This window comes from Glaciimonas sp. CA11.2 (assembly GCF_034314045.1).
Lineage (GTDB): Bacteria > Pseudomonadota > Gammaproteobacteria > Burkholderiales > Burkholderiaceae_D > Glaciimonas.
On the sequence record NZ_JAVIWL010000001.1, the window covers coordinates 1,048,989 to 1,062,695 of the forward strand.

12 protein-coding genes are annotated in these 13,707 nt (G+C 48.8%); 9 read left to right on the forward strand and 3 right to left on the reverse strand.

The window, feature by feature from the left end; all coding sequences use genetic code 11:
* The first annotated feature begins 11 nt into the window (after positions 1 to 11).
* Positions 12 to 782, forward strand: a complete 771-nt coding sequence (istB, locus tag RGU75_RS04460; RefSeq protein WP_322232626.1) for an IS21-like element helper ATPase IstB — start codon at positions 12 to 14, stop codon at positions 780 to 782.
* Positions 783 to 798: 16 nt separating this feature from the next.
* Here the strand turns inward: istB and RGU75_RS04465 are convergent, their stop codons facing one another.
* Positions 799 to 945, reverse strand: coding sequence for a hypothetical protein (locus RGU75_RS04465; protein WP_322233373.1), 147 nt, complete (start codon positions 943 to 945; stop codon positions 799 to 801).
* Between the two features lie 11 nt (positions 946 to 956).
* On the opposite strand from RGU75_RS04465, the gene RGU75_RS04470 reads away from it, so the two are divergent.
* The 3 genes from RGU75_RS04470 to RGU75_RS04480 all read left to right on the forward strand — a co-directional run bounded on the left by RGU75_RS04470 (position 957) and on the right by RGU75_RS04480 (position 5,399).
* Entirely contained in the window at positions 957 to 1,385 is a 429-nt protein-coding gene (locus tag RGU75_RS04470) for a hypothetical protein (RefSeq protein ID WP_322233375.1), read from the forward strand.
* A gap of 226 nt (positions 1,386 to 1,611) precedes the next feature.
* A complete protein-coding gene (locus tag RGU75_RS04475) occupies positions 1,612 to 3,081 on the forward strand; it encodes a metallophosphoesterase (protein ID WP_322233377.1) in 1,470 nt (489 codons plus the stop codon).
* Positions 3,078 to 5,399, forward strand: a complete 2,322-nt coding sequence (locus tag RGU75_RS04480; RefSeq protein WP_322233379.1) for an ATP-binding protein — start codon at positions 3,078 to 3,080, stop codon at positions 5,397 to 5,399. Before RGU75_RS04475 ends, RGU75_RS04480 begins: the two co-directional genes overlap by 4 nt.
* A gap of 199 nt (positions 5,400 to 5,598) precedes the next feature.
* Here the strand turns inward: RGU75_RS04480 and RGU75_RS04485 are convergent, their stop codons facing one another.
* Both RGU75_RS04485 and RGU75_RS04490 read right to left on the reverse strand, forming a co-directional pair.
* Positions 5,599 to 6,354, reverse strand: a complete 756-nt coding sequence (locus RGU75_RS04485) for a hypothetical protein (RefSeq protein ID WP_322233381.1) — start codon at positions 6,352 to 6,354, stop codon at positions 5,599 to 5,601.
* An 84-nt stretch (positions 6,355 to 6,438) separates the two neighbouring features.
* Positions 6,439 to 6,864 (reverse strand): hypothetical protein, encoded by a 426-nt coding sequence (locus RGU75_RS04490; protein WP_322233383.1) that lies wholly within the window; start codon positions 6,862 to 6,864, stop codon positions 6,439 to 6,441.
* 288 nt (positions 6,865 to 7,152) lie between these two features.
* Between RGU75_RS04490 and RGU75_RS04495 the strand changes: the two genes are divergently transcribed.
* The 5 genes from RGU75_RS04495 (at position 7,153) to brxC (ending at position 13,690) form a co-directional block, all read left to right on the forward strand.
* Entirely contained in the window at positions 7,153 to 7,416 is a 264-nt protein-coding gene (locus RGU75_RS04495; RefSeq protein ID WP_322233385.1) for a recombinase family protein, read from the forward strand.
* Between the two features lie 566 nt (positions 7,417 to 7,982).
* Positions 7,983 to 8,885, forward strand: a complete 903-nt coding sequence (locus RGU75_RS04500; protein ID WP_322233387.1) for a WYL domain-containing protein — start codon at positions 7,983 to 7,985, stop codon at positions 8,883 to 8,885.
* Positions 8,872 to 9,462 (forward strand): DUF1819 family protein, encoded by a 591-nt coding sequence (locus RGU75_RS04505; protein ID WP_322233389.1) that lies wholly within the window; start codon positions 8,872 to 8,874, stop codon positions 9,460 to 9,462. Before RGU75_RS04500 ends, RGU75_RS04505 begins: the two co-directional genes overlap by 14 nt.
* Positions 9,459 to 10,037, forward strand: a complete 579-nt coding sequence (locus RGU75_RS04510) for a DUF1788 domain-containing protein (RefSeq protein WP_322233391.1) — start codon at positions 9,459 to 9,461, stop codon at positions 10,035 to 10,037. The genes RGU75_RS04505 and RGU75_RS04510 overlap by 4 nt, the downstream gene beginning before the upstream one ends.
* Before the next feature lie 14 nt (positions 10,038 to 10,051).
* The gene (brxC, locus tag RGU75_RS04515; RefSeq protein WP_322233393.1) at positions 10,052 to 13,690 is read left to right on the forward strand and encodes a BREX system P-loop protein BrxC; all 3,639 of its coding nucleotides are present in this window, start codon (positions 10,052 to 10,054) and stop codon (positions 13,688 to 13,690) included.
* The last annotated feature ends 17 nt before the right edge of the window (positions 13,691 to 13,707 follow it).

Below are 13,707 nucleotides of genomic sequence, written 5' to 3' on the forward strand. Positions count from 1 at the left end.
GGATGTCAACGATGATGATGCATACCACTCTGGCCCAATTGCGGACCTTAAAACTCGATGGCTTAGCGACCGGACTGGAGGAACAATTGACGCAGGCCAGTATGGCGGCGATGAGTTTCGAGGAACGTCTGGCACTCTTGGTTGATCGCGAAGTCCATTGCCGCAATGACCGCAAGCTCCTGCGCCTGCTTAAGAACGCCCACCTGAAATACGCACAAGCGGCGATTGAAGACATTGATGCCCGCTCGGGGCGTGGCATCGACCGCCGTGAAGTGATGAGTCTGGCGCTGGGAGATTGGGTCAGTGCTGGCCACAGCATTCTCATTACCGGACCGACCGGTGCTGGCAAATCGTGGCTGGCCTGCGCACTGGCACAGTACGCCTGTCGGCGCGGATACTCTGCTGTTTATCAACGCGTACCCCGTCTACAGGAAGAACTACGCATCCGGCACGGCAGCGGCAGCTTTGGGAAATGGCTGCTCCAACTCGCCAAGATCGATGTCTTGGTACTTGATGACTGGGGCATGGGCGCGATCGACAGCACGACCCGTTCCGACTTGCTGGAGATGATTGACGACCGGGCGGCAAACAGAGCGACGATTATTACCAGTCAACTTCCTGTTGACCATTGGCATGCCTGGATTGGCGACGCCACTATTGCCGACGCCATCCTGGACCGCATTCTGCAGCGCAATCATCGGCTGACACTGACCGGCGATTCACTGCGTGGCGCAGAACGACCTAAAACCAGCAAAAAGGAGAAAACTATCGACCCATCGTGACCGCAGACATTACAATTTAACCGCGTAACAACATCGCAGGCGCAGCGGTCACGATCGGCCAGAATGAGCGGTCACGTTGACCAGAATACGCATTTGCCCAACGCGTGCGCGATGGTCGGTCATTCATCGTCCGGGTACTGGAGCAACCTAAAATCTTTGTCAAAGGGTCCGAACATGATATTACCCGCCTCGGCAGCGCTAGCTAATTTGGCGCGCATCGGTAAACTCAAAGCGGAACCGCCCGATGCACGGGAGCGGGCTGACTTGTTGCGTTCTGCCAGCGTGCGCTTGCTAGATGCCAGACAACCTATGCTTTCATTGGAAAGCCGTTTTGATCTTGCCTACAATGCCGCACATGCTGCCGCGTTGTCCGCCCTGCGAGCCCATGGCTACCGTAGCGAAAACCGTTTCCTGGTCTTCCAATGTCTAGAGCATACCCTTGGATACAAACCGGAGCAGTGGCTGTTGCTTAACCACGCTCACAAAAAACGTAACTTGGCCGAATATGAAGGTGACCTCGATGTTACGGATGGCTTTGTAGCGGAACTGATCGAGCATGTCGCAAACTTGATCATGCCTGCGCAGGCGCTTGACACGAAATGACGCTGAAAAATGTCTCACCCGCAGGTCGCCAACGTTAATAGAAGTGTATCAATAAACAATAATCGTAAATATTACGATGGAAGTTAAAAATAGCATTATCAACAATAAATAATACAGAAAAGGCAAGATAATGCATCGGCTAACGAGTATGCTATGGAGGGTAAGTAAATCATCGAAAATTGCCACACTCCCTAGAATTGACTCCCACCTACGATCGTGACGGTAAATGTTTTCTATTCTGCATATTTCTGACCTCCATCGTTCTGCCACTGATCCAATTTCAAATGATGAATTAATTTCCGCCCTTGTTAGCGATCGCGATAGGTACACACAAGAGACAATCTCGATAGCCGCTCCGCAAGCAATCATTATTAGCGGAGACATCATTCAAGGTGTTCCTTTGAATACCCCAGATTTTGAGAATATCCTTGCGGAGCAATATGAGGTCGCAGAAGACTTTCTTAACAAATTATGTTGTCGTTTCTTAAACGGAGATCGATCGAAAGTGATCATTGTTCCAGGAAACCACGACATTTCTTGGAACATCGCCCGCGCATCCATGACGGTCGTCACAGATGAAAATATTTTAAAAGATATTGCGAAGCAGCTTTTTTCCAGCAATTCAAAATTCCGCTGGGACTGGAATGATCTCTCTTTATTTCAAATTACAGATCCAGATTTGTACAAAAGTCGATTAGATCCATTCAGGGATTTTTTCGCACGCTTTTATAAGGGGGTCGATGGGCTCTTTAAGGTTTCAGCGAACTCCGATGCCAATATATTCCTTCTCGATAGCGAGCGCATTGCCGTTGCGGCCTTCAATTCCTGCGATCGAAATGACTGTTTTTCAATGCAAGGTGCCATAAGCAAGGATGAATTAGCACGTTGTCATTTAGATTTGCACGATAGCGGAAAGACTTTTGCCCTGAGAATCGCGGTGTGGCATCACAATATTGAAGGTCCCCCACATCGATCTGATTACATGGACGTCGATACCGTTCGCAGTATGATCGGAAAGAATTTCAGGCTGGGGCTTCACGGACACCAACACAAAGCACAAGCTGAACCACAGCACATCTATTTACCGGATCGAGAAACGATGGCGGTGGTAAGTGCTGGCTCATTATGCGCGGGGGAGAAAGAGCTTCCACGAGGAGTGAATCGCCAGTACAACATTATCGAAATAGATGACGACTATCTGGCAGCAACTGTACACATTCGCGAAATGGGTATCGTGAATGTATTCAATCCCGCACTCTTGCACTCTCTGGGTGGGGTAAGTTACGTAAAGATTCAATGGGGCACTCCTAAAACATCAGTAGGAAGCATGGCACATCCAATTGTTGAAATGGAACAACAATTAATACAAAACGCTGAACGAATGTTAATGACAGGAAACCCGCTTGCAGCAATAGATTTATTAACACCGATGAAGGAGAGCATAAATGGTTATGCACGCCGCCTCTATGTTCAAGCAGCCAGTGAGGCAAAAATGTGGGCTGAAATCATTGCGGTTACAGCAATACCGCAATCGATAGAAGAACTAGCGATTCGGATTGAAGCTTGTAATAAATCTGGAAAATTTGACCAAGCCAAAATAGCGCTAGACCAGTTCGGAGCGCAATTACACGCTCCCGCAGCGCTAGTGAGAGACCTTAAATCGAAGATCAACGCAGAACAGGCAATGAGATCATGAGCGACAATTTAGAAAAAATTCCTTTTTCGATAGAAATTAGTCGAATCATAGAGGTTTTAGCTTCGCAAATTTATCCATCGCCGCTCGCTTTGCTGCGCGAAAATACTCAGAATTCCTACGACGCTATTCTTTTACGAAAACACGCTGGCCAACAGTTTAATCCTCTCATAGAAATCACTATATCTGCTTCGCAAATAAAAGTTTCAGATAACGGTATTGGCATGACTAAAGAGGATCTTCGAAATCACTATTGGAGAGCCGGATCAAGTAGCAAAAATAATCCAGAGGCAAAATCTGCAGGTGTTGTAGGTACTTTTGGTATTGGTGCGATGGCTAATTTTGGAATCGCGGAAGAGCTAACGGTTACAACAGAAAGTGCATTAAGCGGGGCACGAACACGTAGTGAAGCTAAGCGATCGACCTTGTCTGCAACAGAAAATTGCATCCCCTTTATCAATGAAGAAAGTACCGGCTCACCCGGCACTACAGTTACGGCCTTTATTCTTCCAGAGAAAGCTCTGAGCGTAGAACAAGCAATTACATATATTAGTGAGTTTGTTTCATTTTTGCCAATTCGCGTACTGGTCAACGGGCAACTAGCTAGCCAAAAGGATTTAGCTGCGGCGGTATCAGAACTACCTCAAGTCTGGCAGTTTACCGAAGAAAAAAAGGAAATTGGGGGCGGATTCAAAGCCGACGTCAATATTAGTGGCGCCGCATCGGGTGAAGTTCGAATCGCTCTTTCGAAACTATATCAGGGCGATAAATTTCTTGACGGTAGACTAATCTTGCGTCAAGGAGTCGGGACGCTACGAACTTTTCGTAGTGGTTTTGGACTGGCCAATACAAGCGTTCATTCAGCCTATCAATTCGGTGGGATTGCCGATTTTTTGTTTCTACAACCTACTGCAGGGCGTGAAGCACTTACCACTGAAAGCATTCAACTCTTGCAAACAATCATGCCGAGGATAGACGAACTTGTGTCAAGAAAATTGGCCGAATATCCTGAAAGCGGGAATAACACCAATTTCATGACTTGGGTTATTCAACATGCTCAATACCAACTTCTAACGCATCTAAAAGTGCAACTGGAACCTGGAACGGCAACACAATTATCGGAAATTAGTATCCGATCAAAAGAAAATCCATACTTAATATATGGCGGCAATGATCCCTCTACCATAAGCCATGCATCCGAGGACCGTCCACTTATTATTCTCACCCGTAGTAATCCACGTCGGCAATGCGAGCATGAATATCTGAAACGGTTTTGTAGCATAGAAGAAATTTCGGATAATCCAGTAGTCCAAAAGACTAAATCTCGGGATCAGTGGTCAATGCCGGAGTCTGCTTTGTCATACCGCTTGTCTTCAATTTTGGCCTCGGACTATTTCTTAAGTTCAAACTTCTCATTTGGAAAAATTTCGCATGGTTTACCTATCTTGGTAACTAAGCAGTCCGAGCCGGTCGAGATATGCCTGGATCCAGATGGAACGACAACCAAATTGCTACTGACCCTATACAAGACTAATTTTTCTGCTTTCGACGGAATGGTGAAAGATTTTGTGCGAAATATAGTCTTTCCACGTGTGTCTGACCTTGTCCCCAGCAGCACGCGGCAAGGAGCAGAGGCTTTCTTAAAGACTCTGCAAAGAAACCGTGAATTTTTCGAATATGAATCAGCAGATTCGGATAGCATTTATTCCGTTTGGCAAGATTACAATGACGGTAAGCTCACTCAGGAGGAGGCTGCTGCCAAGTCCAGTACGATTGCTGCACAGAGTTTCCAAGTTATAGATAGTTCGGCTGCAGCCTCCGTCCGTGATGTTGTGCCGGATATCATTGACAATGAAGCGGCGTTGCAGCAAGACGAGAGTCCTGGGGAGGACACACAAAAATTTGAAGCGCTTCCACCAATACTTCGTACTCAGACTCTGACCCATCTTAAACTTCTGACAATCCCGGACGATGAAAGTGATTTGAAAGGGTTCCGATGTTTTATAGCGATCAGTGAAAGAGTTCGCGAAGCTAGTGGCGACTTTTTCTTACAGCCCCATCGGACGTCTGTCGTTTGGGGCGGGCAGAAAGTTCTATTTATTTTTGAACATCACTCTGGGAAGTTTGGACTTTACTACGATGTTCAAACTCAAGAATTAGTTAATGAGGTCTCCGGTGGACGGTCATTTCAGACATGCACGATAGTACTCAAAAATAAGATATTTATACCTGTCCCGCCCGAACTACAGGCCAGTTTTCTTCCACGGGGAATTGAAAAAAAACGGCTGGAAATTCGTTCTGAGATTCTCTACATTGAATAAATTAATTATTATGATATTTAAACCTTGTTGAAAAACTCTAATTGGAATGCTCCATTGCATTTCAACAAGTACACAAGGTAAATGGGCTCGCTTTCCTTACGAGCCTAACTAATATCCACGTTGCAAATTTTTATTGGGGTAGTTTGTTGCAGCACGGACACTACTACCCATCCAGCCATCATTGCGTGAACAGCCATATCTACATGTTTATTATTTTTGGCAAATTTGAAACAATGTTTTCTACCCACTTTTTGAATTGATTCTTTTTTTGATAGAGATGAATGTCATACTCCTCTGGAAACATAGATTTAAATTTTTTAATGTACCTATCCACTGATGAAGTCTCGTTCACTTGCGATTTGATCGCCAAGAATTTTTCTTGTATTTCACGATCAATGTAAGGCTTGTCTTTTAGTGGTGGGCCAACTTCACAACCAAATCTTTTCAATCGATCATATGCAACTTTTCTCACGTCATAAATTTTATCGCACTCAACTATGCCGCGCAGAACAGTTATAGATTGTTCGCATTTAAACTTACCTAGTTTGTTCGCAGCCTCGATTCGTTTTTCGAAACTTGCTTTATCCTTTATTTGAACGATGATATCTTCAATATTTTCCGGGGTTTCTTCAGTGAATTTTGGCTGCGTTGTATTGATGGCATTGAGGGCTTCATCGAGATCTTCCCCTTTTGCATACTGATTCCTATAATTTTTAAATTTATTAAGTAGGTATTTTCGAGGATGAGGCATTGGGTGGCTTTTTCCTTCTGGAGTTAGCCGTTCATGAGCCTCGTAACGTTTTACTATTTTTACCCAATCTTCAGGAAACAACTCTTCAAATTTGCTGACCAGAAAATCATCTGAGCAATTTTTCTCTAGTTCTTGCAACGTCTTAATAATTTTTTCATCTTGCTTTTGAAAAACTTTCCCTTTTGGAACTCGCTGTCTGCTCATGAGTTTTCCTTTGTGAACATAATGTTTAAATTGAACGGCCCGCGCGGTTTTTCGCACAGGTCCGCCCGAATAATGGCTTGGCCTCTAGCCATTTGTGCCTGAACACCAAAGACGGAAAGAAAAAAGATCGGGTTCATCTGCTGGCGTAACGCCGAGATCAGCGCGTATAGCCAGCATAAGTTGATTGAGCTTTCGGTCGTGATCTTCGACTGAAGGATTCGGATTGCTCCGTCCGATTGAGTCCTGAAATTTCCAGAGGGAAGTAAGAACAAGCTGAGATGCTACCAGTCCAATAGTGTTCACTGCTCTAGCCCAGCGTCGGTGCCCATCGGGAGTCGCGTCTGTACCAACGGTTCCACTCAAGGCGTCGAGAAACTCGCGGTAGTGTTCGAGTTTTTGTTTCCGCCATTCGGCCTCACGTTCTTTTCGCTTGGTAAGCAAGAATGTGATTGCCGCAACGACAAGGCTCGCTGCTGCGGATATGACGGCGACGAGTATGGGAGTGTCCATTATGAAGAGGCCAAACTAAATGTAGACACCCGAACTGTCGGAAAATTTCCCAACAAATTTGCACTCGCAATCCTTCTTTTCATTTTATTCTTTTAATAATAATTGGCTGACTGACTTTAGCACACTGGAACGCGAAAACACAAACGCACCTTGCCGGTGTAATTTCTGTCGCACGACACAATGACCACCTCTGGCCCAGCGTGTGTAAAAAACATAAAAATTCGTTGGTACAATCAATGACACAGAAGGCATGCTCAACGACCGCCATCAAAGTCATCAGAACGGCTTATGCTGACGAGTTTTTCTTATTGCAGCACAAACTATTTTTTGAATGGCGGTCTCAAAACCGCTGCAGACCTACAGCGCGACGCACTGACCAACGCCAGATGCGTTGAAATCTATGAGGAAAAAGCCCGCGGAAAAAGTGCAGATAGGCCCGAGCTTGGTCAGTGTTTACGTGGACTGCGTACGAGCGATACGTTCGTTTTCTGGCGACTAGATCGGCTCCGTCGTTCGCTTCCTGATTTGTTTAAAATCATTGTCGACTTGTAAGCGCGCGGGGTGGCCGTTGTGAGCCACTAAGTGAAAAATTGACACCAGTAGCGCGGCCGGTCGTGTGGTGTTGCACTTTTTCGCTATGCTCCAAATACGAGCGTAACCTGATACGCGAGCGAACACGCGTCGGCCTCGATGCGGCAGGCGCAAAGGGGGCGGAAGGCCACCGAAGCTAGACGCCAAGCAGATTCGGGAGACTCTCGCCCTGCTAGTTTACCCACAAGTACGTGCGTATTAGTATTACTGACATAGCCAAACGTTACAGCGTGTCGCGTGCGACGCTTTACAACATGCCGGTACCGTTCGTCCGAAGAATTAAAAGTTCCCCCTTAATACGAACAAAATATTTCGTATTTGACCAAAATAAATTTTTACCCAGAACGTGCCACTAACGTCGTCATTTTTCAACCTTATTTCATCCCCTATTTAATGCATACCCGTTTTTTGCGACGATAAACGTTCTAATATAGCATAGACTACTGTATCAAAATGATACGCATATGCTATCCTTGATCATTGAATAAATTTAAAACACTACCGAGCGTGTTCGCGAGGAAATTAATTTGAAAACATCGATTTTGGAGCTCTCACAAACTCAAAAGGAGAGGCTCGCATTCCTCGAAATGCGAGCCTTTTTCACAGGTGAATTGAAACGAGCGGACATTGAGGCGCGCTTTGGCGTGAAGCCCGCTGCGGCCTCGCGCGACTTGACGGCTTATCGCGAAATCGCAGAATTGAACCTTGAATACGATCAGACGACCCGCTGCTATCGGCCGACAGCTGAGTTTAATCCTGTATTCGAATTTTCAACCGAGCGGGTATTGAGCTGGCTGCTTCAAGGGTTCGGCGATGGTCTTGACCTGCGCTTACGGAAAGCTGCGCCTTGCGAAGGGCCGGGCAACCTGGTTAAGCCCAACCTCGAAGTCTTGGCGGCGATCGTCCGCGCCCTCTGCGCGAAACGCCCGGTTCGAGTGAGCTACTTGTCTCTTTCATCTGGTTCGAGCACTCGGGAAATTGTTCCGGTAGCCATCGCCGACAATGGTCTTCGTTGGCATGTCAGGGCATTCGATCGCGAGAAAAAAAGGTTTTCCGATTTTGTCTTGACGCGCATAGCGAAGGTGGAAGACCTGTCCGAGAATGCATTGGAGCATGAGCTTCTAGGCGCTGATGAGCAGTGGGCCAGAATAGTAGAGCTTGAGCTCGTGCCGCATCCCGGCGTGAAGTGGCCTGAAGCCATTGACGCTGACTATGGGATGGAAAACGGTGCGCTTCGGCTGCGAGCCCGCGCGGCATTGGCGGGTTACGTTTTGCGAAGGTGGAATATCGATTGCTCAAGCGATCATAGCTTGGATGCAAGCGCGCATCATCTTTGGCTTCGGAATACGCCCACGCTCTATGGCGTTGAAAGCGCCACGCTTGCACCGGGCTACGCAACGGGTATCGGGGGAATGAATGGGTCTTTATAACGCCGAAATCTCCGCCGGATCGCTCATGCTCCCCGAGAGTCGACGGATCGCCAAGCTCCTGCTCACGCATCCATCCGACGCGCAGTGGGACTCGGCATTAAAGGATGAGAACCTCCTACAGAAGAAACCGGGTACCGCGCGACGCCAGGCGCGCCTTATTCGGAATCGCCTCGACACGCTCGACGAAACGGGATGGAAACTGGTGGCGGAGGGAGATGGCGAATTGGCCAGCCAAATATTGATGGCTGCCAGTATTCGGCATAGCCGATTGATGGGGGACTTCCTGCGCGATGTGTATGCCCTTGACATTCGAAGACTCGAGACCTCCCTGAACCACCGTCAATGGGAAGGCTTCCTGGCTGAGTGCGAGCATAGGGACGCGCTCGTACGGGAATGGGCGGTCTCGACAAAAGAAAAGCTGTTCCAAGTCATCGTGAGGATACTTGTAGAGGCTAAATTTCTCGACTCATCCCGGAAATTGGGGCTTACCCCGCCCATGCTGCATCCTACGTTGATCGACTATTTAAAGCGGCTGGGCGACACGGAAACGCTCGCGTACATGGACTTTCACCAATGACCAAAAATTTTGAAGAGCGTTTGAACCAGATACTGACTCGACTGACTTCGCCGGAGCTACTCAAAAATCAAGGCTTGGGTAACGAGATTGGATTCTGGATATTTGATTATCCAGCCGAGCGGGAATTGGAGATGCGAGCATTCCGCAAGGATGTAATCGAACCCAATCTTGCGCGGATGAAGCCGGAACTGCGTTTTGCCTCGGTCAACCTATTCGACTTCGTGATCGAGTTATTAGAGGAGCGAGGTTTGTTGGAAAAAGCTTTCGCCAAGCAACGGGATTTTGGCGATGAAGCGCTGCTCGCATCACTACGCCCCATCCTTAAAGAAGACAAACTCGCACCGCGCTTAGTCGAAAAGACCCGCGTGGAGGAGCTGGATCTGTTGATTCTGCATGGGGTCGGCGCCGTCTACCCGTTGCTACGCACCCACACCTTGCTGTCGGCACTTCACCCGTACATGCGTGAGACGCCGCTGCTGATGCTTTATCCGGGAATCTACGATGGCATGAAGCTGAAATTGTTCAACCAACTCACTGACGACAACTACTATCGAGCCTTTAGTCTCGTGTCATGAATCAAGGGATAAAAATGAAAATCAAAGACCTGTTTGTCAAGTCGATCGAGCGGCCGATCAATGGCGTCATCAAGGCTGATCAACGCGATGAAGAAAGCATCTGGCAGGAGCTTGACGAATATGTCGTCACCAAACATATCACTGAATACCTGCGAAAATTTTTCGATGCTTACCTGGCGGCAATTGATAATCAAAACGATCCTGCGATCGTCGCGCGCATGGGCGTATGGGTATCCGGTTTCTTTGGCTCGGGTAAGTCGCACTTTATCAAGATATTGTCCTACCTGCTCTCCAATCTTGAGGCTCATAAGCCGGGAAGCACAGAGCAGCGCAAAGCGATCCAGTTCTTCGATTCGAAAATCAAAAATGACACACTACTTCTCGCCGATATTCGCCGCGCGGTTGCCGGCAAGACAGATGTGGTGCTCTTCAACATCGACTCCAAAGCTGACGCCAAGACAGATCGAGACGCCATCCTTCAAGTGTTCCTACGCGTCTTCAATGAAATGCAAGGCCTCTCTGGCGACGCGCCACACATCGCCGAAATGGAGCGCTACTTAATCAGCAAAGGCGTCTATGAGGATTTCAAGACCGCATTCAAAGAACAGCATGGCAATAGCTGGGAGACCGAGCGTGATGCAGTCGACTTCCTGCGTGATGATGTGATTCACGCCCTGGGCAAATCGCTCAAGATGTCCGAAGATTCTGCCGGCAAGTATTTTGATACCGCCCGCGACACCTACAAGATCAACATCGAGAGTTTCGCCGACCTGGTGCGCAAGTATCTGGATGCCAAGGGCGCAGGACATCGCGTGATTTTCCTGGTCGATGAGGTCGGTCAGTTCATTGGCAAGAACGCACAACTTATGCTGAATATGCAAACCATCACCGAAGAGCTGGGTACGCTCTGCAAGGGCCGGGCATGGGTGATCGTGACCAGCCAGGAGGACATTGATGCGACGCTGGGCGAGGCCAATCAAGCCAAATCCAACGATTTTTCGAAAATTACGGGACGTTTTCATACTCGTCTGTCACTGTCGAGTTCCAACACCGACGAGGTCATTGCCAAGCGCTTGCTTGAAAAGAAGCCTGGTGCGCGGGAGGAGCTCGAAGCCATTTGGAAGTCCAAGGGCGATATCCTCAACAACCAACTGTCCTTCGCCAACAATGCCGTTACACTTCGGGGATTCAAGGACGCCGCGGATTTTGCTATCCATTACCCTTTCGTACCTTATCAGTTCCAGCTTCTGCAAAAAGTCTTCGAGTCGATTCGCAAGGTCGGGGCTACTGGCCGCCATTTGGCGCGCGGGGAGCGCTCGATGCTTGACGCTTTCCAGACTGCGGCGCGGAGAAATAGCGAGCGCGGATTGGATGCGCTAGTCCCGCTTTACGACTTTTACCCTTCAATTGAAAGCTTCCTTGATTCGTCAGTCAAGCGCGCAATCGACCAAGCCTCTGAAAATGCGGCACTAGAACCCTACGATATCAAGCTTCTGCGCGTACTGTTCCTGATCCGCTACATCCCCGATACCGTCAAGTCGTCCATCGAGAATCTGGCGACGCTGTGCATCGATCAGATCGATGCGGACAAGCTGGCCTTGAAGCGGCAAATCGAAGCCAGCTTGAATCGTCTTGAGCGTCAAAATCTGGTGAGTCGTAATGGCGAATTCTGGTTCTTTCTGACGAATGAAGAGCGCGATGTCTCCCAAGAAATCAAGGCGGTTGAGGTCTCTTCGACGGAAATTGCCAAAGTGGTTGCCGAGCTACTCTTCGACGAAATTCTTGATGGGAAAACCAAGGTTCGCCATCGTGAAACAAAAAGTGACTACGAATTCAATCGTCTTCTGGATGGAACGCCTTGGCGACAGGCCAACCAAGAGCTCACGTTTGAGGTTTTGTCGCCGATAGGTGCCGATTACGACATGCTCTCCGAGGCACGCTGCATTGGTCGCAGCGCCGAGTCGGGCGGACGTGCGATTTTGCGCATGGCGACCGATGCCCGCATCGATGTCGAGATCAAGAACTACGTCCAGATCGAAAAATACATCCTCAGTCCAAAGGCCGCATCACCTGCGCCATCGCTGAAACGTATCCTGGAAAACCGCAAAGACGAGAATCGGGAGCGCAAAGGCCGGCTGCTAATTCAGTTGGCCGAAATGATGTCTGCTGGCGATTTCTATGCTTTGGGTCAGAAGCATCAACTTAAACCGTTAAGCCCATCCAGCCTTCTTGATGAAATCGTCAATTACCTGGTCTCGAACACTTATACCAAGCTCACCTATATCAAGGTCCGACAGGTCGATCCGATCGCCGAAATCCGCGCGGTGCTATCCGCCGATACGATAGGCCAGAAGAACATTGCCTTAGATGGGGCTGACGGCAACGCTCTTGCGTTGGCCGAGATGCGCCAATATCTGCATGTGGCCGCCAGTGCTAGCCGCGTGCCGCTATCTGACATCGTTGAGAAATTCGCGCGCGCGCCATGGGGATGGAAGCCGGAGTGGGAAACAGTTCTGCTGATTTCTCGGCTTTTCATGGCCGGTGAGATCAAGCTTGTACTGGAAGGCTCAGATCTTGATGCCAGAAGCGCAATTGAACCCCTGACCAAGTCCGCTCGTTTCAAGCAGGTCTCGATCCTGCGGCGTAAAACGTCGGATGCCGCTACACGAGCGCAGGCGCGTGATCTTCATCGCGACCTGTTTTCTTTGATCGCTCGTGAAGATGAGGATGGTTTGGTCGGATCCTGCCGAGAAAATTTTGGCAAACTAAAAGCTGAGCTGGAACGTGCCCGCGTCAAAGCTGAACAAAAGCATTACCCTGGCGCCCACAACATCGCCAAAGCACTGTCACAGATCGACAAACAATTGGCAATCCGCGATCCATTTGAGTTCCTTGGTGCTCTGTCCGAAGGAAAAAAAGACTGGCTTGACCTCGCGGAGGATACGCACGACGTTTTGAGCTTTTACAAAACGCAAACGATAGTGTGGGAGCGCATGCTTGTTGGCTTTGCCAGTTTTGCCGATAACCGTGAAGCCTTAGTGAAGGATGCGACAGCAGCAGCCGGCTTGACTGAGCTTGAAACGATTAGAGCCAACGCTAATCCTTACGGCCAGATCAGCCGGATCGATGCGCTCGTGTCCGCAGTCGAAGCCGTCAATGATGCGCTGGCGTCTGAAAAGCGCTCTAAAGCGCTACTGTCCATCGATAACAAGATTGAAGAAGTCCAGGCGGCACTCAGCGTAGCACAGGCAGATTCCGACCTAAGTAATAGAGTGTTGAAGCCACTGCAAGACTTGAAGGCACAACTGGCAGGATTGGTGAGCATTCCGCGGATACTCTTCTTGCAAGGACGTGGCGGCGAGCTGTTGGACGAGGCGATGGACCGAATTGCTGCCGCAGCCGCAGCTAAAGCCAAGGCGCAAGTGAAACCGATCACGCCGCCATCTTCAAGTGGAGCCTCTGCATCGGCAACGACCACATCTATTTCTACCTTGCCAGCCCCGGTGGCCAAGCCGATCCGGGTCATAAAGCTTGCCGAGTTGTCCAGCAAGTCCTACCTCGAAACCGATGACGAGGTGGAAGACTACGTGGCGAAGCTCAAAACTGAGCTGTTGGCGGTTATCGCGTCCGGACACCGTGCGCGGATTCAATAATTGAACAGGAAATAACA

Coding starts and splice junctions, on each gene's coding strand:
- istB (WP_322232626.1), top strand. CDS start 12: ATGATGATGCATACCACTCTGGCCCAATTGCGGACCTTAAAACTCGAT.
- RGU75_RS04470 (WP_322233375.1), top strand. CDS start 957: ATGATATTACCCGCCTCGGCAGCGCTAGCTAATTTGGCGCGCATCGGT.
- RGU75_RS04475 (WP_322233377.1), top strand. CDS start 1,612: ATGTTTTCTATTCTGCATATTTCTGACCTCCATCGTTCTGCCACTGAT.
- RGU75_RS04480 (WP_322233379.1), top strand. CDS start 3,078: ATGAGCGACAATTTAGAAAAAATTCCTTTTTCGATAGAAATTAGTCGA.
- RGU75_RS04485 (WP_322233381.1), bottom strand. CDS start 6,354: ATGAGCAGACAGCGAGTTCCAAAAGGGAAAGTTTTTCAAAAGCAAGAT.
- RGU75_RS04490 (WP_322233383.1), bottom strand. CDS start 6,864: ATGGACACTCCCATACTCGTCGCCGTCATATCCGCAGCAGCGAGCCTT.
- RGU75_RS04495 (WP_322233385.1), top strand. CDS start 7,153: ATGCTGACGAGTTTTTCTTATTGCAGCACAAACTATTTTTTGAATGGC.
- RGU75_RS04505 (WP_322233389.1), top strand. CDS start 8,872: ATGGGTCTTTATAACGCCGAAATCTCCGCCGGATCGCTCATGCTCCCC.
- RGU75_RS04510 (WP_322233391.1), top strand. CDS start 9,459: ATGACCAAAAATTTTGAAGAGCGTTTGAACCAGATACTGACTCGACTG.
- brxC (WP_322233393.1), top strand. CDS start 10,052: ATGAAAATCAAAGACCTGTTTGTCAAGTCGATCGAGCGGCCGATCAAT.